At 70.3% G+C, this 20,847-nt stretch carries 15 protein-coding genes; 10 read left to right on the top strand and 5 right to left on the bottom strand.

Annotated elements, in window-relative coordinates; genetic code table 11:
• Positions 1-341: 341 nt before the first annotated feature.
• Complete coding sequence (locus tag WMF39_RS27065) at positions 342-1,238, bottom strand: SDR family oxidoreductase (protein WP_437739372.1); 897 nt, start codon at positions 1,236-1,238, stop codon at positions 342-344.
• Positions 1,239-1,569: 331 nt separating this feature from the next.
• Here WMF39_RS27065 and WMF39_RS27060 point away from each other — a divergent pair, with 331 nt between their 5' ends.
• The 6 genes from WMF39_RS27060 to cobT all read left to right on the top strand — a co-directional run bounded on the left by WMF39_RS27060 (position 1,570) and on the right by cobT (position 8,718).
• Positions 1,570-1,800 carry a hypothetical protein gene (locus WMF39_RS27060; RefSeq protein ID WP_437739371.1) on the top strand — a complete coding sequence of 77 codons (231 nt, stop codon included), beginning with the start codon at positions 1,570-1,572 and terminating at the stop codon, positions 1,798-1,800.
• Between the two features lie 137 nt (positions 1,801-1,937).
• Positions 1,938-3,209, top strand: coding sequence for a hypothetical protein (locus WMF39_RS27055; protein WP_437739370.1), 1,272 nt, complete (start codon positions 1,938-1,940; stop codon positions 3,207-3,209).
• Positions 3,206-3,751: a glycine-rich domain-containing protein gene (locus WMF39_RS27050; protein WP_437739369.1), complete on the top strand. Its 546-nt coding sequence runs from the start codon at positions 3,206-3,208 to the stop codon at positions 3,749-3,751. The genes WMF39_RS27055 and WMF39_RS27050 overlap by 4 nt, the downstream gene beginning before the upstream one ends.
• On the top strand, positions 3,748-4,959 hold the full coding sequence (locus WMF39_RS27045; RefSeq protein ID WP_437739368.1) for an MFS transporter: 1,212 nt from the start codon (positions 3,748-3,750) through the stop codon (positions 4,957-4,959). The genes WMF39_RS27050 and WMF39_RS27045 overlap by 4 nt, the downstream gene beginning before the upstream one ends.
• A 64-nt stretch (positions 4,960-5,023) precedes the next feature.
• Positions 5,024-6,667 (top strand): flavin-containing monooxygenase, encoded by a 1,644-nt coding sequence (locus tag WMF39_RS27040; RefSeq protein ID WP_437739367.1) that lies wholly within the window; start codon positions 5,024-5,026, stop codon positions 6,665-6,667.
• A gap of 203 nt (positions 6,668-6,870) precedes the next feature.
• Positions 6,871-8,718 carry a nicotinate-nucleotide--dimethylbenzimidazole phosphoribosyltransferase gene (cobT, locus tag WMF39_RS27035; RefSeq protein ID WP_437739366.1) on the top strand — a complete coding sequence of 616 codons (1,848 nt, stop codon included), beginning with the start codon at positions 6,871-6,873 and terminating at the stop codon, positions 8,716-8,718.
• On the opposite strand, the gene WMF39_RS27030 is transcribed toward cobT, so the two are convergent.
• The 3 genes from WMF39_RS27030 to WMF39_RS27020 form a co-directional block, all read right to left on the bottom strand.
• Positions 8,670-9,653, bottom strand: a complete 984-nt coding sequence (locus WMF39_RS27030; RefSeq protein WP_437739365.1) for a hypothetical protein — start codon at positions 9,651-9,653, stop codon at positions 8,670-8,672. The genes cobT and WMF39_RS27030 overlap by 49 nt on opposite strands.
• 290 nt (positions 9,654-9,943) lie before the next feature.
• Positions 9,944-10,102, bottom strand: coding sequence for a hypothetical protein (locus tag WMF39_RS27025; protein WP_437739364.1), 159 nt, complete (start codon positions 10,100-10,102; stop codon positions 9,944-9,946).
• Between the two features lie 9 nt (positions 10,103-10,111).
• Positions 10,112-12,019 (bottom strand): c-type cytochrome, encoded by a 1,908-nt coding sequence (locus WMF39_RS27020; protein WP_437739363.1) that lies wholly within the window; start codon positions 12,017-12,019, stop codon positions 10,112-10,114.
• A gap of 819 nt (positions 12,020-12,838) precedes the next feature.
• Here WMF39_RS27020 and WMF39_RS27015 point away from each other — a divergent pair.
• From WMF39_RS27015 to WMF39_RS27005, 3 genes are all read left to right on the top strand, one after another.
• Positions 12,839-15,658, top strand: a complete 2,820-nt coding sequence (locus WMF39_RS27015; RefSeq protein WP_437739362.1) for a DNRLRE domain-containing protein — start codon at positions 12,839-12,841, stop codon at positions 15,656-15,658.
• An 847-nt stretch (positions 15,659-16,505) separates the two neighbouring features.
• Positions 16,506-17,171, top strand: a complete 666-nt coding sequence (locus WMF39_RS27010; protein WP_437748034.1) for a pectate lyase — start codon at positions 16,506-16,508, stop codon at positions 17,169-17,171.
• 343 nt (positions 17,172-17,514) lie between these two features.
• Positions 17,515-18,276: a YbhB/YbcL family Raf kinase inhibitor-like protein gene (locus WMF39_RS27005; RefSeq protein WP_437739361.1), complete on the top strand. Its 762-nt coding sequence runs from the start codon at positions 17,515-17,517 to the stop codon at positions 18,274-18,276.
• Positions 18,277-18,526: 250 nt separating this feature from the next.
• Here the strand turns inward: WMF39_RS27005 and WMF39_RS27000 are convergent, their stop codons facing one another.
• A complete protein-coding gene (locus WMF39_RS27000; RefSeq protein WP_437739360.1) occupies positions 18,527-19,672 on the bottom strand; it encodes a hypothetical protein in 1,146 nt (381 codons plus the stop codon).
• Between the two features lie 72 nt (positions 19,673-19,744).
• Between WMF39_RS27000 and WMF39_RS26995 the strand changes: the two genes are divergently transcribed.
• Entirely contained in the window at positions 19,745-20,539 is a 795-nt protein-coding gene (locus tag WMF39_RS26995; protein WP_437739359.1) for an N-formylglutamate amidohydrolase, read from the top strand.
• Positions 20,540-20,847 lie beyond the last annotated feature (308 nt).

Raw genomic sequence — 20,847 nt, 5'->3', positions numbered from 1 at the left:
TGCGCTCGGGCAGAAAGGCCGACGACCCGTCTCCAGGGTAGCCCGGCCGCCCTTCGCACCCCTAGACGAAAATCACTTCATCCTGCGCCACTCGGCCACACCCGCAGGAGCGCCCGTTCGCAGCGGAGTCTGCGGAGCACCGTTGACGAATGACGCGCGTTGCGCGACGCAGCGACGGATGGACACGGTGCTTCATTTCAGCTGCTGGTGCACAGGCGCGCGAGCCAGGCTGGCAGCCCGGTTCGGTCTTGACAATCGCGCTGTGACGGGAGCGCGGAGATGGTTTGTGTCCCAAGAAGGCGCGGAGATCTCCGCGCCCCGCGGATCCCGGCTGCTGCGCGCTATGCGCCGGCTCGCCTGAGCACGCCGCCGAGGCCCATCCACTCGATGTACGCCCGCTGCACGTCCTCGGTCCTGCGGTTGATCTCCTCCGCGGCGCCGTTGCCCAGCGGGTCGAGCACGGTGCGCAGCGGCCGCTCCCCGGCCGGCAGCTCCGTGAGCTTCAGGATCGCGTCCGCGACCTGCTGCGGGTCTGGCGGACCCTGGCGCTTCATCGTCTCGATCACCGGCTTCCACAGCTCCGCGGCGAGCGCGAAGAGGGCGCCATACTCCGCCGCTCGGGCCTCGTCGGCCTGCATCGCGTTGGTCATCACGCCGGTCGTCGGGAACGCGCCCGGCTCGACGATGGCGACGTCGATCCCGAGCGGCGCGAGCTCGTAACTTGTGCACTCGGCCATCGCCTCCAGCGCGAACTTGCTCGCGCTGTAATGGCCGAAGAGCGGCGTCGCGACCCGCCCGACGGCGCTGCTCACGTGGACGAGGAGGCCGCTCTTCTGCCGCCGCATCGCGGGCAGCACGGCGCGGTTGACGCGCACGGCGCCGAGGTAGTTCACCTGGAACGTCGCCTCGGCCTGCGCCACGGTGAACGCCTCGATCGGCCCCTGCGACAGGACGCCCGCGTTGTTGATCGCGACGTCGACGCCGCCCGCCTCGTCGAGCACGCGCGCCACGCCCGCGTCGACCGAGGCGTCGCTCGTCACGTCGAGCTCGATCACGCGGAGCGCGAGCCCCTCGCGCGCGGCGAGCTCCGCGAGCTCGGACGCCGGCCCCGCGTTCTTCGACGTGATCGCGCGCATCCCGGCGAAGACGCGGTGTCCCGCGCGGGCGAGGGTGACGGCGGTCGCGCGGCCGAAGCCGCTGCTGGATCCTGTGATGAGGGAACGTAGCTCTCGGGTCATTCTCTCGCTCGCTTTCGAAAGGGGGAGCAAGGAGCGTATCGCGCTGGATCCCCCTGGTGGAACCGGCGAACGGCGATCGTCGGAATGGCCGGTCGCCAAGATAGTTCCATTGGTCCTGGAGCGGCCGACTCGGCGGATGGCCGGGCGGCGCGATCCACCCACGGATTGCCCGCCTTGACCCCTTTGGGTTGAACCGTATAGTCAGCCAGACGGTCGGGCTGCCCACAAATGGTGTCTGCCGGACCGTCGAGCACACGACCGCCGCCCTGCGCGGGTCGTGGACGTGTGCGCCGTGGTTGCATCGTCCACCATCACATCATCGGAGGTTCGAATGGAACACCTGATTCGGCAGATCGCCCAGGATCGTCTCTGGAAGCAGTGGATCGCGGCCAACACGTCCGGCGGGCCGACCCTCGACGCCGGCTGCATCTCGCGGAAGGAAGGCTGTATCTCGAAGAAGGCCGGCTGCATCTCGCGGAAGGCGGGCTGCATCTCGAAGAAGGCCGGCTGCATCTCGCGGAAGGAAGGCTGTATCTCGAAGAAGGCCGGCTGCATCAGCTGACGGAGCCGCCGGGGCCGCGAGCGAGGCGGCAGGACCATGTTCATCTTGCCGTGGTCTTCTGCCTCGCTCGCGCGCGCCCGGACCGATGGGGGCTGCGCTTCTCGATGGCTGTTCAACCTTTTTCCTGGAGTCGACCGATGGACGCCCACGGACCGACGCTCGCGGCGATGATCGATCAGGTCAGGGACATCCCTATCTACCGACAGTCGATCGAGAGGGGCTCTTTCCCGATCCTGGACAAGCCGGAGATCGCAAGAGGCTTTCCGGACAACTGGATGACCCCGAGGCTCGCCGAGGCGCTGAAGGTCGGCGAGGCGGAGCTCGTGCTCTCGACCGGGACCAACCACGCGCGGATGCAGATCATCCGCCCGCCTTTCTTCCTTCTGAAGTCGTACTACCGCCTGTGGAGCGAGCACCCCGACATCGCGGTCACCTGGCATGAGGGCTGCCAGCGCGTCTCGATCACCACGGTGCTGGCGACCGAGCACGTGGCGCGGCTCGCCGCGAGGCGGCGCGGCGCCGAGGCGCCGGCGCTCCCCAGCCTCGAGGAGCGCCGGCTCGACGAGCGGACGCTCTATATCAACCTGCGGCTCGACCCGGCGCTCTGGGATCGCGGCGATGTCGAGCGCATGCTCGACGAGATGAGCGCCGTCCGAGAGGCGCATCCGCGACGTCTTTACCACCTCGACTGCGATGGCTACCACCTCGCTCACCTGGTGAAGAAGGCCATGGACATCGGAGCGTGGGAGCGCTTTCCGAGGCCGGCCAGCATCGTTCACGCCTACGAGCTCACGCCGAGGAACGTGCGGCGGTTCCTGGCGGAGCACGTCGAGTGCCCGATCGTCGACCTGTTCGGCAGCACCGAGCTCGGATATCTGTATTACAGCGATCGTCACGGCCGCTACTGGCCTTACCTCGACCAGATGCACCTGGAGCTGATCCCTGTCGAGGAGGGCAGCGCGATCTACAGCCTCATCGTCTCGAGCGTGCGCAACCCCTGCATGCCGCTCATCCGCTATCGCTCGGGCGACTGCGCCGAGACGGTCGACGGCTCCCCCGATCCGCTCCGGATCCGCCGGTTCTGCGGGCGCGAGCGGGAGCTCCTCTGGGCCCAGGAGAGGGGACCGATCTCGCAGGCCGATCTCGATGACTGGATCGCCGTCTCCGCGCCGTCCGTCTTCGTCTATCAGCTCCACGCGGAGGGACGGCGGCGGGGCCGATTGCTCTATACCACCTTCGACGGCGCGCCCGTCGGCCCGGCCGCGGCGCGCGCGCTGCGAGAGCGGATCTGGGAGGGCGCCGGCCTGGACTGCGTCGTCGAGCACCGCGCCCAACTCGCGATCGGCAAGTCCGGGAAGTACGCATGGCTGGTGCAGGGCGGCGAGGCCGCGGAGCGAGGTGGCTCGTGACGACGGAACGACCCAGGGTGACGGCCGCCGCGCTGAAGGCGCGGCTCGACGGCGCGTTCTTCGCCGGCGTGGTGCGCCATTTCGTGCGGACCAGCGGCGAGGAGCCCACCTATGTCGAGCGTCAGGTGCTCGAATGCCTGCGGTACCTCTACCTGATATCGCGCTATCCGGAGCCGCTGGCCGGGCTGTTCCTGCCGGTGGAGCAGGCGATCGACGAGGTCTGGCATTACCTGATCTTGCAGACGCGGGAGTACCGCGAGCTCTGCGAGGAGCGCCTCCCGGGGCGCTTCTTCATCCATCACCGCAGCCTGCCCTACGAGGATTATCAGGAGGGGCAGGTCAGCCGGGAGCAGGCGATCGAGGAGGCGCTGCGCTGGCTGCCGCTCTACCGCGACGAGTTCGGCCCCTTCGACGAGGGCGCGCTGCCTCACTGGACGATGGTGCGCTTCCTCCACGAGCGCCTGGGCCTCTCCCTCGAGGCGATCGCAGCGCTCGACGCGGGGAACGGGGCCGCCCTGCCTTCCGTGGAGCGCGTCCGTTGAGCCGTCAGGCCGTCGTCGCTGCGCCCGCGCCCGCCGCGTCCGTCAACACGCTGGTCCTGCTGCTTTGCCAGGTCCTGGGGATCGCTTCCGTGGTGTCGGTCCAGTTCGCCGGCAGCGTGGTGGGTGAGCGGCTCGCGCGGGACATGCGGCTCGCGACGCTCCCGGTGGCCGTGCTCGTGCTGTCCTCGGCCCTGGGCACCTGGCCGGCCAGCCAGCTGATGCGCCGCTTCGGGCGCAAGCCCTGCTTCATCGCCGCGGCGCTCCTGTCCGCCGGCTGCCTCGCGCTCGCGGCGCGCGCGGTGGACCGCTCCGATCTCCCGCTGTTCTGCGCGGCGGTCTCCGGCGTCGGCCTGCACGGCGCCTTCGTGCAGCAGTACCGCTTCGCGATCCTCGAAGGGCAGGAGAGCCATCGGGCGCCGCGCCTCTTGACCATGATCCAGCTCGCCAGCGCGCTCGGCATCGTCCCTGGCATCTCGCTCTTCGGCCTGCTGGAAGGACGGACGTCCAGCGAGCTGCCCTCTGCCCTGCTCGTCCTTTCGGCGCTCCAGGTCGTCGCGGCGCTCGCGTTCGTGTCGTACCGGCCGCAGGAAGCCCGGGTCGCGGAGGCCTCCGCCGCGCCCGACGCGGGGGCTCGCGCGCTGTACTGGCCCATGGTGGCGATGGGCGCCGGCGCTTTCCTCGTGATGAGCCTGATCATGGTGCCGACGCCGCTCCAGATGTGCGGCGTCGAGCAGAGATCGATCCGGCAGGCGGGCTGGGTGATCGAGGTGCACCTCCTGAGCATGTACCTGCCTTCGCTCTCGGTCGGCGCCCTCCTGAAGCGGATGTCGATCGCGGCGCTCCAGGGGCTCGGGCTGCTTTTCCTGCTGGCGGGGTTCGTGATCAGCCTGGCTCCAGGGCTCGAAGGGCACCTGGTCGGGCTCTCGCTGGTCGGGGTCGGGTGGTGTTATGTGTTCGTGACCGCGACGACCCTGGTCGCGCGCAGCCGGTCCGGCCCCGAGCGTTTCCGGGCGCAGGGCGTCAATGATCTGTGCGTGTTCGCCGCCAGCGGCGCGGCGTCGCTCACGTCCGGCGCGCTCCTGTCGGCGCTGGGGTGGAGCGGCCTCGTGCACCTCGGGGTGGTGCTGGTCCTGAGCTTGATGGCGCTCGCCCTTCGCGTCCACCGCGCCCCACGCCCGGCGCCGGCGCAGGGCGGCGCGCGTCTCTGAAGCGATCGCGCGGGGCCTCGAGCGGCCTCCCGCGCACCCATGTCCGGAGAGGGAGGCGAACATCATGTCTGACGTGCAGTCGAATCGTTCAGGAGACAGCCCCGCGCCTCTGGGCCGCGTCGACGCCGTCGTCGTCGGCGCCGGGTTCGCGGGTCTGTACATGCTCTACCGCCTGCGCCGGCTCGGCCTCTCGGTCCGCGTCTACGAGGCGGGCGGCGGGGTGGGCGGCACCTGGTACTGGAACCGCTACCCCGGCGCGCGCTGCGACATTGCGAGCATGGACTACTCCTATTCGTTCTCTCCCGAGCTCCAGCAGGAATGGACGTGGACCGAGCGATACGCCACGCAGCCGGAGATCCTGCGTTATCTCGAGCACGTCGCGGACAGGTTCGAGCTCCGCGCGCACATCCGGCTCCGGACGCGGGTGACCGCGGCCGCCTTCGACGAGGCGACGGAGCGGTGGGTGATCCGGACCGACGACGGCGCCAGCGTGTCCGCCGGGTTCTTGATCATGGCGACTGGCTGCCTGTCCGCCGCGAAGGTGCCCGACATCGAGGGGCTCGAGGCGTTCCGGGGCGAGCGATACCACACAAGCCACTGGCCGCACGGCGGCGTCGACTTCACCGGCAAGCGCGTCGGCGTCATCGGCACGGGCTCGTCCGGCGTCCAGGTCATCCCCGCCATTGCCGAGCAGGCGGCGCGCCTCTTCGTTTTCCAGCGGACCCCGTGCTTCAGCGTGCCAGCGCGCAACGCGCCCCTGGAGGCGGCCTACGCATCGTGGATGAAGGCGAACTACGCGGAGCACCGGCAGAGGGCCCGCGAGACGCGCGCCGGGGTCATCATGGACGTCGACCCGCGGTCCGCGCTGGAGGTGCCGCCCGACGAGCGGGAGCGCGCGTATCAGGCTCGCTGGGAGCAGGGCGGCACCGGCTTCCTCGCCACGTTCTCGGACGTGATGCGGTCCCGGGAAGCCAACGAGACCGCCGCCGAGTTCGTCCGATCCCGGATCCGCGCGACGGTCCGCGACCCTGCCGTCGCCGAGGCGCTGTCGCCGAGGGGGTATCCGCTCGGCACCCGGCGGCTCTGCGTCGACACCGGCTATTACGAGACCTTCAACCGGGAGAACGTCACGCTGGTCGACGTCAAGGCGTCACCCATCGAGGAGATCACGAAGACGGGGCTCCGGACGCGGAGCGCGGAGTACACGCTCGACAGCCTCGTGCTCGCCACGGGCTTCGATGCCATGACGGGCGCCCTGACCAGGATCGAGCTGCGCGGGAGGGGCGGCGAGCCGCTCAAGGCGAGGTGGGCCGACGGCCCGCGCACGTACCTCGGCGTCGCCATCGCCGGCTTCCCGAACCTGTTCACGATCACCGGGCCTGGGAGCCCGTCCGTGTTCAGCAATGCGATCGTCTCCATCGAGCAGCACGTGGAATGGATCGCGGACTGCATCGCGTACCTGCGAGAGCGAGGCTTCGCGTGCATCGAGGCCACCGCCGAGGCGGAGGAGGGGTGGGTCGCGCACGCCAACGAGGTGGCCGGCGGCACGCTGTATCCGCTGGCCAGCTCCTGGTACGTCGGGGCGAACATCCCTGGCAAGCCCCGCGTCCTCATGCCCTATGCCGGGGGCGTCGGCGCCTACAGAAAGCGGTGCGAGGCGGTCGCGGCTCGGGGATACGAGGGGTTTTCCCTGTCGAGGGCAGGGTAGCTGCGGTTAGCCGGGGTGGGCCCTCGTGATGGGCGCGATCGGCGCGGAGGCCGAGCACGGCGGTCCCCGCTCGCCCAGAGCCCCGCTCGCCCAGAGCCCCATCGGCGCGGCTCGCTGGCTCGAAGGAAGACGCGCGAGGGGGGCCATCTGCAGCGCGCGGCCGTCGGCTGCCCATCGCCTGGCAACTGTGGTAGCTGACCGCGGTGAACGCCACACACGAACCGTCGTACCTGGTCCCGGAGGCCGTCGTCGCCTTCGACGAGGGAGCGCGGCAGGCGGTCTACGACGTCATTGCCCTGCGGCGGGACGTGCGGCATTTCGAGCCGGGGCGCGCGCTCGACCGGGCTGTCCTGCGGCGCATCCTCGAGGCCGCCCACCTGGCGCCCAGCGTGGGATTCTCCCAGCCCTGGGGCTTCGTCGTGGTGCGTGACGAGGCGCAGCGCGCGCGGATCCGCGAGAGCTTCCTTCGCTGCCGCCAGGAGGAGGCTGCCCGTTTTCCGGAGGGCCGACGCGAGCAGTACCTCTCCTATCGGCTCGAGGGGATCCTCGAGGCGTCGCTCAACGTGTGCGTCGCGGTCGACCTGAGGCCGCGCGGGGAGGCGATCCTGGGCACCATCGTCCAGCCGGAGGCGGTGCGCGCGAGCGCGTGCTGCGCGGTGCAGAACCTCTGGCTCGCCGCGCGCGCCGAGGGCGTCGGCGTCGGCTGGGTCAGCATCGTGGAGCCCGCCGTCCTCCGCGCCGAGCTGCGCCTCCCGCCGGGCGTGGAGCCGATTGCGTATCTCTGCCTGGGCCACCCCGTCGCGTTCCGGCGGCGACCGATGCTGGAAGAGAGCGGCTGGCGAGAGCGGCGCGCGGTCGATGAGGTCGTCCACGAACATGGCATCTGGCAAGACCGCGACGACGCCAGCACGCCCGCGGCGGGCCGCGCGAGCGAGCCGCCGCGCTCATCGCTCCGCACGACGGCGATCTCACCGCTCGACGCCGCCGCCATGGAGGCCTCCCGTGCGCACCAGGCCACGCTCGGCCTGCCGGCGGGCAGCCTGGGGCGGCTCGGGCAGCTCGCGGCGTGGTGGGCCGGCGTGCGTGGCGAGCTGCCGCTCCCGCTGCCCTCGCCGGGGCTGGCCGTGTTCTGCGCGGACCACGGCGTCGTCGCGGAGGGCGTGAGCGCTCACCCCTCGCCGGCGACGACGGCGAGGCTCGCGAACGTGATGGCCGGGGGCGCGGCCGTCTCGGCGCTGGCGGCGCGCCACGGCGTGCGGCTCGTCGCGGTCGACGTCGGCCTGGCGGGCGATCTCTCGGCGCTGCCGTGCGCGCCTGTCGTCCCGCTGGCGCCGCGGGTGGTGCGGCGTGGCACCGGCAACTTGCGGCGCGAGCCGGCGATGACGCGCGACGAGGCGGCATGCGCGATGGAGGCGGGCGCCGAGACGGCCCGCGCGCTCGCCGCGGAGGGCGTCACGCTCGCGGGCGCCGGCGACATCGGCGTCGGCAACACGACCGCGGCGACAGCGGTCCTGTGCGCCCTCACGGGCGCGCCGCCGGCGAGCCTCGCGGGACAGGGCGCCGGCCTCGATGCGGAGGGCGTCGCGCGCAAGGCCGGCGTCGTCGCCGACGCGCTCGCGCTTCACGTGCCCGATCCCACGGACCCCCTCGATGTGCTGGCGAAGGTCGGTGGGCTGGAGATCGCCGCGATGGCCGGCTTCGCGCTGGAGGCCGCGCGGCTGCGCATGGGCGTCGTCGTCGACGGGCTGACGGCGTGCACCGCGGCCCTCTGCGCCGTCAGGATGGCCCCAGCGCTCCGGCCATGGCTCCTCGCCGCGCACCGCTCGGCCGAGCCGGCGGCGGCCCTCGCGCTCACCGAGCTCGGTCTCGATCCGCTCTTCGACCTGGGCCTATGGGCGGGCGAGGGGATCGGCGCCGTGCTCTCGCTGCACCTCGTCGGCACCTGCGTCTCGACGCTGAGCGGGCTCGACCCTCGTCGCGAGCTCGCGCGCGGCTCCGGCGCTCACGGGGTCGTGGCTTCGGGTTCCGTCTCCGGCGCCGGCTCCTTGTAGAACGCCACGTCGTCGATCCACACGCTGAATGCACGGCTCGCCGAGAAGCGAAACTGGATGGCCCAGATCTTCGTCAGGTCGACCGCCTCGAACTGCTGGCCCCAGCTGGACTGCGCGAGGGAGGAGAAGGGCACCTTGAACTGAGTCCAGCAATTCTTCAGCGTGACGACCTTGGTGAAGTGATCGTCGCACCCGCCCCCTTCGGTGGTGCAGATGCCGCCCTTGCTCCAGGTCTGCACGTCGGCGACGTCAACGGTCACCTTCGTCGAGGTGGCTCCATCCGCATAGGCAAAGAAGGTGATGCCGCTGAACGCGGAGGCGTCGTAGAGGCCCTGATTGGACGCTGAAGCGCTGTTCAACTGGAAGCCGAACAGGGCACCCCACTTCTCAAACAGGTCGTCGCCCACGACGTGCACTGCCAACGTGCTGTCGCCGCGCGGCGGCTCGAGGACGCCCATAGTGAACGGCTCGCCCACTCCGGGCGTTTGCGTCCCCTCGCCATCGTTCGCCACGTACCAGGCCCCTTGCCGGGGGTTCGTTTCATCCACCACTTTGATGATGGTGTCGTTGTCATCTTCCATGTCGTCGATCATCGACAGTTCCAGGGTGGGGTCGCCCATCGGCGGCTCCGGGCATCCTGCCCCCTCTCCGCCGCCTCCCGCGTTCCCGCCGGCTCCGCCTTCGCCGCCAGCGCCGCCGCCTCCCGCGTTCGTGCCGCTGGTGCTGCCGGTAGTACCGCCCTCGCCGCCAGCGCCGCCGCCTCCCGTGTTCCCGCCGGCGCCGCCTTCGCCGCCAGCGCCACCGCCTCCGGTGTTGCCGTGCGCGACCTCGTACAACTTATCGAAGCCGAAGATCTGGGCACATCCAACCCCGAGCACCGCAATGAGGCACCCGCTGGTCCACCGCGCAAAAGCCAGCTTGCTGTTCATGGTCATGGAAGGGATCTCCGAGAAGCTTCAGCCAATCACGATAGGACGCTGCGTGCCGGAATGGAAGCGCGTCGGTCGCGACGCTAGCCGCCGCGGCTCGGGCTCGAGACAACGGTTGGCGGCCCCTCGCCGGCCAGCGCTGCTCAGCCTGTCGAATCAAGGCAGCTCGACTGCGCGTGCGCGGAGCGACCGTTCCCTACATGAACTGTCGGCGTGAGGAAGCCTCCGCCATCGCCTGTTGGCGACTCGGCAGCTCTGGCGAGCTCCGTGGCGACAGCCCTGTGGCGTCGACCGTGTCACGGCGCTGCGGGAGCGCCCTTCCCCGACTGCGCATTGGCGAGGTGGCGCTCGACGAGGGCGACGAGCTCGGCGTGATCGAACGGCTTCGAGAGGCAATCCGCGGCTCCGCGATTCACGGCGTCGACGGCCGCCTTCACGGTGGCGTGGCTCGTCATGAGCACGAGTCAACACGCCCCTTCGGCGCGGCGGCCGCGGGCCGCGCCGGCGAGCGCGAGCCCGAGCAGCGCTGCCTGGACGAGGCATGTCTCGACCGCAGGGTAGATGCCGAGCGCGGTGAATCGAGGGAGCGGCAGCCGGTGGAGCGGCAGCAACCCGCAGAGCTGGAAGGCGGCCACGGCGCGGCCGGCGAGCGGGACGCACAGCAGACAGGCGAGCCAGGCGGGAGGGCTCGCCCAGCGGCGCGCGGCCGCCCGGCTCGCACGGGTGACCAGCGCCGCGCCGGCGGCGAGCAGCGCGAGCGTGAACAACACCCCGGCCACGGCGGGCGGCGCGACGGGGAGCGACACCCCGAGCGCGGCGTCGAGCGCCGAGAACGCCGCGCCGAAGCCGGCCAGCAGCGCGGCCGCGAACACGGCCGCTCGGCGGCCTCGCGACAGGCCGCCGTGCAATGGATCGTGCGAGCGCACCTGCCGCGCGCCGCGCCGCCGGGCGAGCGCCGCCGCGCCGGCGAGCGCCGCGAGCGCCGCGAGCGCGAGGGAGATCGTCGCGCCTGCCGTGAGCGTTCGCCAGAAGCCGGCCATGTGCCCGAGCGCCGCCGCGACCCAGGCGGCGAGCGCGAGCAGCAGCGCCGCGCCCGACGCGACGTGGACGACACGCCGGCTCCGTGACGACGCGACGGCGGCGAGCGCGGCGAGGAAGAGCGCCGCAGCGGCGAGCTCGCGCAGCGCCAAGCGGCTCGATACCTGGGCCACGAGCCGACCTGGCGCGCCCCCGGACCGCGCGAGCGCGACCTCGGCGTAGGTCGCGTCGCGCAGGAGCGTGGCCATGCCCGCGTCGAGCGTGTCTGTCGTCGCGCCTGCCGCGAGCGCCGCTCGAAGGGCGAAGGCGCCGTCGCCGAGGTCGTCCGCGAGCGCCTCCTTCACGGTGCGGACGCTCGCCTCGGCCACGTCGATGCCGTCGAGCTGGGCTGTGCTGAGCGCCTCGCGCGCGTCGACGAGCCTGCCCTCGCGCAGCGCGGCGCGCCCCCTGTCGAGCGCGGCGCGCGCGATGGAGAGGGGGTGTGACGCGGCCTCGCCGCCATAGGCGACGCGCCGCCGGAGCTCCGCGAGGAGCGCCGCGTGCCGCTCGGCGGGGATCCCGCGCGCGGAGAGCTCGGCGCGCAGGTCCGCGTCGGAGCGGACCGCGAGCTCGACCATGGAGTAGTCCGGCAGATCGAGCGGCCTCGGGCTTTCGCCGGGCTCCGGGTGGTGGAGGCCGGCGACGTGGAAGGCGAGGTCCCAGCGGTCGCGGGCGGAGAGAAAGGTGAACGGCACCATGGCCGTGCCGCTGACGCCGAATCGAACCGCGGACTCGACACCGATGGGCGCGAGCTGCTCGGCGATGATCGCGTCGTGGAAGTTCGCCGGGTGCGGGACCAGGCTCGCCGCGCGCCGGGTATCGGCGTGCCCCGTCGGGCCGTGGCAGGTGGCGCAGTTCTCCTGGTAGAGGGCCGCGCCGCGCTTCGCGTCGGGCCGCGAGAGCGGCGCCTCCGCCAGCCGGAAGGCGGACGCGACCCGGTCGCGCGCGCCCCTGGCCGCGATGGCGACTCGATCCGCAGCGACCTTCGCCTCGACGAGCTCACGCACGCCGACGATGCCCTGCGCGAGGTCGCCCGCCCCGCTCTCGAGCGCGGACGGCTGGATGCGGGTGGCGACATGGATCGCCTCGCCGAGCAGCGCCAGCTGCTCGTCATACTCGATGACGCTGGTGACGGCGCCGTTCGCGACGCTCCCGCCATAGTCCATGGCGACGTAGCCGAGCACATGGACGAGGCGGCGCGCCTCGACCTCGGCCGGCTCCCCCGGATCCGCCAGCGCAGGGCGCTCGCCCAGGAGCAGGACGGCGGCCATGGCGGCCGCGCTGACCGCCGCCATGGCGGTGAGCCCGGCTGTCGTTGCTCGCGGAGTATTCGGGAATCGCGGGGTGGAGCCGGCCCGCGCCGGCGATCCAGCGCGCACCCCCGTCGCGATCATGCGCCCGGGTCCTGCGCGGAAAGTCAGAAATCGCGATGACACATATCCCTCATACAATCGAAAAAGAGTTCATGCTAGCTTCCCTCGATCGTGCAGCGACCCCGCTGCTCGACGACAATGCTTTGAGGTCCTCATGATGATCCTGCCGCGTGGCGCTCAGGGGCGCCGCACCAGCTGGCCAGGGAGCAGAAAGGTTTTGCAAGACTGACCTACCGCTGTCGCGCGAGGCGGCTACGGGCGAAGGCCCCGGCGTCCATCCTCCGTGCGAGCGTCCGTGCAAGAGCAAGCGGACGCGGCGGACGCGGCGGACGCGGCGGACGCGACTGAGCGCTGGGACGACGATCGCCAACCGTCGGCGCCGGGCACGCATTCAGTGTTGGCCAGTGTTGGCGCGCTGGTTCGACAGTGGCGACGGAATTCTGTTGCGCTTTGAGCGCGCCCGGCAATCGCTGCCCTCCGGCCCCACTCAGAGGCAGAGACAGAGACAGAGACCGGAGTGGTCTGCCGTCGGCGCGAGGCTCTCCGATTTAAGATGATCTCCCAGGTGTGTGTTCGGTAAGATGGTAGCAGCGCGTTCACGTCCGATGTGCTGATAGCGCACGGTATCAGGCGCGATGCGATCGCTGGCGTGACCGTGCCGGGAAGGCGCCCGGCTCGCCGCATGGCGATCGTTTGTTGGAGGCAAGGCGGGATGAATCAGGAAGCTCGGAGGGTGAAGCAATGAAATTGAACCCCGGACATCTGGCCGCAGCGTCGGTGGCAATGACCATGGCGTGGGCCGGTCAGGCGGCCGCCCAGTCGGTGATGAGGCAGCCCTATCTGCAGTCGTTGACGCCCAACTCGGTCTACGTGGTGTGGACGACCGACGTGGGCACGGACAGCCGCGTGCGCTACGGGACCGATCCGGCGAATCTGACGCAGACGGTGGATCTCGGCGCGCTCGCGACCCAGCACGAGGTGCTCATCGGCGGGCTCACGCCGAACACCCGCTACTACTACAGCGTCGGTACATCGAGCGCGGTGCTGGCCGGCGGCTCCTCCTCCTTCTACTTCGAGACGGCGCCGCCCGTGTCCACGCCGAAGAAGTTCCGGGCGTGGATCATCGGAGACACCGGCTACGGCGGCACTGCGCCCTGGGCGACGCGAGACGCGATGCTGAACGCCGTCGGCGCGTACCGCCCCAACCTGTTCCTGCACATGGGGGACATGGCGTACAACTTCGGCACCACCGAGGAGTTCACCAGCGGCTTCTTCAATCAGTACGCGGCGATCCTCCGCAACACGGTCGTGTGGCCGACGTTCGGCAACCACGAGGGCCTGAGCTCCGACTCGGCGACGCAGACCGGTCCTTACTACACCGCCTACGTGCTCCCCGCCGCCGGGGAGGCCGGCGGGGTCCCCTCCGGTACGGAGGCTTACTACTCGTACGACTATGCGAACGTCCACTTCGTCGTGCTCGACGGCTATGGCTCCTCGCGTTACTCGTCCGGCGCGATGGCGGCCTGGCTCGCCGCCGATCTCGCCGCGACGGAACAGGACTGGATCATCGCGTACATGCACTTTCCGATGTACACGAAGGGCACCCACGACTCGGACGAGGACTGGCTGATCATCGAGCACCGGGAGTACCTCGCGCCCCTCCTCGACGCGGGCGGGGTCGACCTGGTGCTCGCGGGCCATTCGCACAACTACGAGCGCTCGTTCCTCGTGGACGGCGCCTACGATACGCCGACCACGGCGGACGGGCACATCGTCGACGGGCACGACGGCAAGCCGCTCGGCGACGGCCCCTACGTGAAGCTCCCTGGCAAAGGGAGCCACGAAGGGGCGGTTCATGTCGTCGCCGGCCACGGCACGTACGTGGGCGGCTCCGGAGGCCACCCGCTCATGTACTTCAACGAGGCGCAGAGCGGCTCGTGCCTCCTCGACGTCGAGGACAACCGGCTCACGGTGTCCAACGTTCGCTACGACGGCGTGATCAGCGATCGCTTCGCGATCGTGAAGGGAACGGCCCTCGACGTCGCGGCGCCCGACGGGGGGGAGCGCCTGCCGCCGGGCGGCATCTTCCCGATCCGCTGGGCGACCGTGGGGAACATCCCCACCGTTCGGATCGAGTACACGACCGACGACGGCGCGACCTGGACCACGATCACGAACAGCGCCGCCAACACGGGCCGCTACAACTGGGTGGTTCCCTCCATCGACACGACGACGGCGCTCGTGCGCGTCTCCGACGCCGAGCACCCGCTGCTCTCCGACGAGAGCAACGCCGGCTTCACGATCCAGAGCCTCCCCCGCACGGCGGTCTACTTCGGCGATTACTGGGTTTACGACGACCTGGGCGTCGACCGGGGTACGGCCTGGCGAAACCTCACGTTCGACGACTCCTCGTGGAAGGGGGGCTGGGGGCAGCTCGGCTACGGCGACGGCGGGGAGAGCACGGCCCTCTACCGGGCCACGCCTTCGTATCCCACGGCCTACTTCCGCAAGATCATCCCGATCGACGGGCCGGTCGCGCAGGCGACCATGAAGCTCATCCACGACGACGGCGTCGTCGTCTGGCTCAACGGCACCCAGGTGGCATCGAAGCGCGTGACCAACACGGCCTACGGTGACTATGCGTCCGCGGAGTCGCGCGACGACGAGCTCACCACGGTGACGCTCTCCCCGAGCTCCTTCGTGGTCGGAAGCAACATCCTCGCCGTGATGGTCAAGCAATCGGCCCCCAATTCGACCGATCTGTCTTTCGACATGGAGCTGACGCTCACCTATGCGCCACCCGGCAGCGGGAGCAGCAGCTCGAGCTCGTCCAGCAGCTCGAGCTCGTCCAGCACGAGCAGCAGCTCGAGCGCCTCGAGCACGAGCGTATCCAGCACGAGCAGCAGCACGAGCGTATCCAGCACGAGCAGCAGCTCGAGCGCCTCGAGCACGAGCACAGGCAGCGTCATGATGAGCAGCGCGATGAGCGTGGGCAGCACCGGCTCGGGCGGGGCGGGTGGCGCCGGCTCCGGAGGCACGCCCGTGTGCAGGACCGTGCAGCGCGGCGTCTTCGGCACGGTCTGGGACGCGACGCTCTGGTCGGCCTCGTCGACCTACAAGGAAGGGTCGTACCCGTCGATCTATACGGGCGGAGCCGGCACCGGAGGCTTCCGTGCTGCGCTGGTCTGGTTCGACCTCTCGTTCATCCCCGCGGGCGCGCCGGTCTACTCGGCCACCTTGACGATCAATCAGGTGTACAAGGCGTCGGTCACCACCGTTCGTCTCCACGAGGCCCTCGCGCCCTGGGGCGAGACGACCGTGAGCTGGTCCAGCTACAACCAGAGCTGGGAGCCGCTCAGCTTCGCGTCGATCGTCACCGTCAACGGCGCCGGCGATCGGACCGCCAACCTCACCGACCTGGTGCAGGACTGGGTGAGCGGCGTCCTCCCGAATTACGGGTTCGTGATGGAAGAGGACGTGGCGGGGGCGACGCAGTGGCGGGCCAGCGAAGACACCACGGCGTCGCGCCGCCCGCGCCTCGAGGTCTGCTACGCAGAGTGACCGCGCACGGCGACGCCCCGGCGGGCGTCTGCGGGCTCATGTGTCAACCGCCGGTTGACGTCGTTGACGGCGGCCCATGACAGCGGCGAGCGTGCCTGTTCGCCGAAGCGGGTGAAACGCCGTCCTTCAGCGGAAAAATGCAATCATGGTGCCCTGATCTGCGGCCGCGGGTGATGGCGCGCTGTGGCCTGGGCATTGCTCTGACGTGAAGATGAAGATGAAGACAGGACAAGACATCACGTAGACATCGCGAGGACATGACGACCCGTGGGTGAGGGGTGCGCAGAGGGAGTGAAGGGTGGGAGTCGTCGGTCGCGCGCAACGTTAACGATCGAGGGATAACATCATGAGCTTGAGATTGACCTATGCTTTCGGTGCCCTGTTGTCGTTCGGTCTCGCCGGCTGCCTCGCGGCGGACGGCGCCGACCTGGATGTGGACGTGGACTCGGCGAGCGACGCGCTCAGCGCCGTCAGGATCGAGGCCGAGAACCAGAACTGGTCCATCTCGTCGGGCGACAAGATCGAAGACAACGCGGACAACGTGAAGCTCCGCGCCAACCAGAGCGGGGACACCTTCAAGTTCTCCGCGTCGGTCGCGTCCGGCACGTACAAGATCGTCCTTCGTTACGCCAAGCGGAACGTGTACGGCAAGTACGAGCTCGCCGTGAAGGGATCGTCGGTGAAGTCCTTCGACGCTTATGGCTCCTCCACCGGCGACAGCTGGACGACCGCGACGCTCGGGGAGAAATCGCTCTCTGGCAATGTCGAGTTCGCGCTCACGTGCAAGGGCAAGAACTCCTCTTCGTCGGGGTACGACCTGAAGGTCGACTACATCGAGCTCGTGCCGGTGGGCGGCGGCGACTCTGGCGGGAGCTCGGGCGGCAGCAGCTCGGGCGGCGGCACCACGACGGCCGGGAACGGCGGCGTCGTCAGCTCGACGATCATCGTGAAGGCGGGCGAGACGTTCGACGGCGGCGGCAAGCGGTACATCGCCGACAAGAACACGCTCGGGGACGGCAGCCAGGCCGAGGGCCAGAAGCCGGTGTTCAAGCTCGAGGACGGCGCGAAGCTGAAGAACGTGGTCCTCGGCGCGCCGGCGGCCGACGGCATTCACACGTACGGCAACGTCACGCTCGAGAACATCGTCTGGGAGGACATCGGCGAAGACGCCCTGACGGTCAAGAAGTCAGGCACCGTGGTGCTGAACGGCGGCTCCGCGAAGAACGGCGACGACAAGGTGTTCCAGATCAACGCGGCCAGCACGTTCAAGGTGTCGAATTTCACGGCGCAGAGCGCCGGCAAGTTCATCCGGCAGAACGGGGGGACCGACTTCAAGGTCGACGTCTTCATCGACCGGTGCGACATCTCGAAGATGAAGGAGTCCATCTTCAGGACGGACAGCGGCAGCAGCAGCGTGACGATGACGAACACCCGCTACAGCGGGATCGGCAAGGAGCTCTTCATGGGCGTGAGCTCCTCGAAGATCACGACGTCCAACAACACGCAATACTGACGCGGCGGTTCTGCACATTTCCGCCAGGGCAGGAGCGTCCTCGCGGGCGCTCCTGCTCGCTCTTGCGCGGTGTCAAGGGTCAAGGGCCCTCCGCTCCGCCTCTTCCTCTCTGGCGAGCAGGCGAGAGACCTGGAGCGATGTGTCGCGCCAGGCGCGCTCATGTCAACGTTCACATTCTTCGATCACTCACTGTTCCGGGAAATGTACCGCTAAATTGCGGATCTTTGTCGCAAGGGGAGAAGCGACTGTCATCGCGATAGGAACGCCGGTGTGGCATCATGCGCCAATGCGTACCATCACGGATAGGCTCACACGTAGCGCTCGATACCTCGCCTTCGCGGCCATGCCATTCGCCATCCTGAACTGCTCCAGCAGCGATCCCGATGTGTCGGGGGACGGCGGGGGGACCGCGGCGAGCTCCGGCTCCCCGAGCGCCAGCAGCAGCAGCGCCAGCAGCAGCGCCGACAGCTCGAGCTCGAGCGGCGGCGACCCCGCGACCACCACGACGTCGGGGGCCGGGGGCAGCGGAGAGGGTGGCGCGACGGGAGCAGGTGGGAGCGGAGAGGGCGGCTCCGGAGGGAGCGGCGGCGCGCCCTCCGAGGAGTTCGCGCTCGCGAGCACCAATCACGCGGAAGGCGCCAAGTTCGCCGACAAGTACACCTGCCAGACCGCCGGCTTCCAGAACAGCGTCATGCCGGAGCTCCACTGGACCCCGGGGCCCGCGGGCACGAAGAGCTACGCCATCACCTTCATCGATGTCACCCTGGCGCACGCGACGCCGTCGCAGCCCAACGGCTACCACTGGGTTCTGTACAACATTCCTCCCACCACCACCTCGCTGCCCGAGGGGTTCAAGCAGGCGGACGCGACGCTGCTCGGCGCCAAGCAGAACTCGAACTACCTCGGGCCTTGCCCCAATTTCGGCTCCAGCACCGGAACGAAGACCGACACCTACGAGTTCACGATCTACGCGCTCGCCGAGGAGTCGATCACGATCGCGGGCACCGGCACGGCTGCAGTGAGGGACGCGGAGACCAAGCTCGAGGCGAAGAACCTGGGCAGCGCGAAGCTCACCGGCACGTCCAACGCCTTCTCGACTCGATGAAGCGGTAGCTGCTTTCTCGGTCCTGAAGCATCCTCTCGAATGTTTCGAGAAGATTCACAGGGAGGCGGGGAGGCGGGGATTAGAATCCCATGAATCTCCCTGTCTCCCCGCCCCCTGTTCAAGTTTCTCTTCCCCAGAATGCCAACGAAATGAGGGGATTGTCAGCTCTACAGCCCGACCCCGGGGTCGCAGGTGCGATGTCTCGATGACCTTCGTCGGACGCGCGGCGCCTGCCGACTCGAGCCGTCCGTCATCCAGAAGCGGGGTCCCGGCGGCGGCCCTCCCGACGCTTCGGGGCCTGCTGCGGGGAAGACAGGCTCTCTGCCAGCTTGCCGCTCCCCTGTTCGATCAGCTTCTTCTCGTACCAGGGCCGCGTGACCTGCGCGCGAGCGAGATAGGCGAGCGCGATGACGCCGAGGAGCGGCAAGGCGGCGTAGGCCACGGAGTGGGCCGTCACGTCGGGGCCGATCGCGCTGGCTGAGCTCCACGAGGGGACATAACGCGCCTTCACCGTCTCGCCCTCGCGGAGCCGGGCGAACGCGCCGTGGGACACCTCGTCGGAGAAGGCGGCGCCGCCTTCGCCCCGCATCGTGACCTCGAAGCGGGTGTGGTCGCCGTCCTCGTTCTCCTGGAGCTGCGTCACGCGGACGTCCACCGTCTCGCCCAGCCAGCGGCGCGCGTGGAAGGCCGCGAACGCCATGTTGAACACGAGCGACGCGACGGCCGCGGTGACGGCCCACCGCTGGTGGAACGCCGCCCTGCGCGCGAACCGCTCGCCGAGCGGCTCGGACGAGAGGAGCATGCGGCCCCCGCGCGGGGGCACGAGCAGGTATCCCTGCGCCTGCTCGCGGTACCCCTGGGCCTGCGCCTCGGGATCGGGTGCGCGCCGGAGCTCGCCGATCGCGAAGACCCTCTCGCCTGGAATGAGCTCGGCCACGCGGACGCGCCGGGTGAGATCGACCCGGATCATGCCGTCGAGCGCGTCGACGAGCTGCACGTGCTCGCCCGGCTCGACCCGGATGCGCGCGCCGGACGCGTGGCGGAGATAGAAGGGGTGGACACGGACCTTGCGGCCGGTCTCGGCCCACTGGTGGGTCCAGACCCCGGAGGTCTCGGACTCGGACCCTTCCTGCTCGACCTCGACGCGCACCGCCACGTCCGCGCCTTGCTCCCGCTCGACGGTGCCCACGACGACGGCCTCGCCGGGCGCGAGCGCGGCGCCGGGCATGAACGAGGCCTCGGCCCGCGCGGCGGCGCGGCGCTGCCGGCGCGAGAGCCGGAGCGCGAGCGCCGCGAGGACGAGCAAGCAGGCCGTCGCGACGCCGTCCACCAGGAGCGACGACAGCCCTGCGTCGAGGTGGTATCGGCTCACGAGCAGCCAGATCCGGGGTTCCATGGCCCGCCATGAGAGCGCAAACCGGCGCACCCGTGCGAAAAACCCGGCGCGCGCCTACCTTCCGGAGCAACGATGCCTGCCACGCCGCCTCCCTTCCTCGTCCACGAGCCTGACACGGCGGGGCCGATCGTCGTCGAGGTCCCGCACGCGAGCCTCGTCGTGGACGAGCTCGCGGCGCGCTTCACGCGCGTGCCGGAGCGCGCCCTCGCGGCCGACGCGGACGTCGCGGCGGACGCGCTCTTCGGCGACGTCACGCTCGAGGGGGCGGCGCTCGTCGTCGCGACGGCGAGCCGCTTCGTCATCGACCTCAACACGGCCCCGCGCGTGCCCACGCCCTACGAGGACAAGCTCCCCTACGGGCTGCGGGAGGTGCGGCGGCGCTCCGCGAGCGGCGAGCAGTGGCTCGAGAGCTCACCACCCCGCGCGGAGGTCGAGCGCCGCGTCCGCGACGTGTTCGAGCCGTACCACGCGGAGATCGCCGCTCGCCTCGCCGACGCGCGCGCGCGCCACGGCGTCGCGATCCTCGTCTCCGGGCACACGTACCCCGACGTCATGTTCCAGGGCGCCGCCGACGTCGTGCTCGGGACCCGGCGCGGCGAGAGCGCGGCGAGCTGGGCGCGCGACGCGGTCGCCGAGGTCGCGCGCGCGCACGGCCTCTCGCTCGCGCTCGACGATCCTTTCCCGGGCGGCCACGCGCTCGAGCGGCACGCGCGCCGCGACGAGGGGGTCCACGCGCTCCAGATCGAGGTCGCCCGCAGGCTCTACTGCGACGCGCGCACCCTCGCCCTCCGCCCCGACGACGTCGCGCGCCTTCGCGGCTTCACCCGCAGCGTCATCGCCGCGCTCACGAGTGCAGCGGCGCGATAACGCGGCACGCACACGGTACGGTTGCAGCGCGCGCGCAGGGCGCACACGGTGCGCGCGCAGGGCGTACACGGTACGTGCGCAGGGCACACACGGACGCGGCGCACGCGCGGTGGCGGCGCGGCGCACGCGCGGTGGCGGCGCGGCGCACGCGCGGTGAGGGCGCGGCGCACGCGCGGTGACGGCGCGGCTTACGAGCGCAACGAGCTCGGCAAGCGCGCGGCGTCGAGCCCGCGCTGCTCGGCGGACGTCGCACAGGTGCGCGCTCGTCCCACCACCGGATCCGCTGTTCCACAGCACTCTCGTGGCGC

Origin of the sequence: Sorangium sp. So ce1504, from assembly GCF_051521635.1 — a bacterium.
In the GTDB taxonomy this organism is placed as follows: domain Bacteria; phylum Myxococcota_A; class Polyangia; order Polyangiales; family Polyangiaceae; genus Sorangium; species Sorangium cellulosum_B.
Note: the sequence above shows the minus strand (reverse complement) of the source record. Positions and strands in the feature narration are given on the sequence as shown.

Coding starts and splice junctions, on each gene's coding strand:
- WMF39_RS27065 (WP_437739372.1), bottom strand. CDS start 1,238: ATGACCCGAGAGCTACGTTCCCTCATCACAGGATCCAGCAGCGGCTTC.
- WMF39_RS27060 (WP_437739371.1), top strand. CDS start 1,570: ATGGAACACCTGATTCGGCAGATCGCCCAGGATCGTCTCTGGAAGCAG.
- WMF39_RS27055 (WP_437739370.1), top strand. CDS start 1,938: ATGGACGCCCACGGACCGACGCTCGCGGCGATGATCGATCAGGTCAGG.
- WMF39_RS27040 (WP_437739367.1), top strand. CDS start 5,024: ATGTCTGACGTGCAGTCGAATCGTTCAGGAGACAGCCCCGCGCCTCTG.
- WMF39_RS27030 (WP_437739365.1), bottom strand. CDS start 9,653: ATGACCATGAACAGCAAGCTGGCTTTTGCGCGGTGGACCAGCGGGTGC.
- WMF39_RS27025 (WP_437739364.1), bottom strand. CDS start 10,102: ATGACGAGCCACGCCACCGTGAAGGCGGCCGTCGACGCCGTGAATCGC.
- WMF39_RS27020 (WP_437739363.1), bottom strand. CDS start 12,019: ATGGCGGCGGTCAGCGCGGCCGCCATGGCCGCCGTCCTGCTCCTGGGC.
- WMF39_RS27015 (WP_437739362.1), top strand. CDS start 12,839: ATGAAATTGAACCCCGGACATCTGGCCGCAGCGTCGGTGGCAATGACC.
- WMF39_RS27005 (WP_437739361.1), top strand. CDS start 17,515: ATGCCATTCGCCATCCTGAACTGCTCCAGCAGCGATCCCGATGTGTCG.
- WMF39_RS27000 (WP_437739360.1), bottom strand. CDS start 19,672: ATGGAACCCCGGATCTGGCTGCTCGTGAGCCGATACCACCTCGACGCA.
- WMF39_RS26995 (WP_437739359.1), top strand. CDS start 19,745: ATGCCTGCCACGCCGCCTCCCTTCCTCGTCCACGAGCCTGACACGGCG.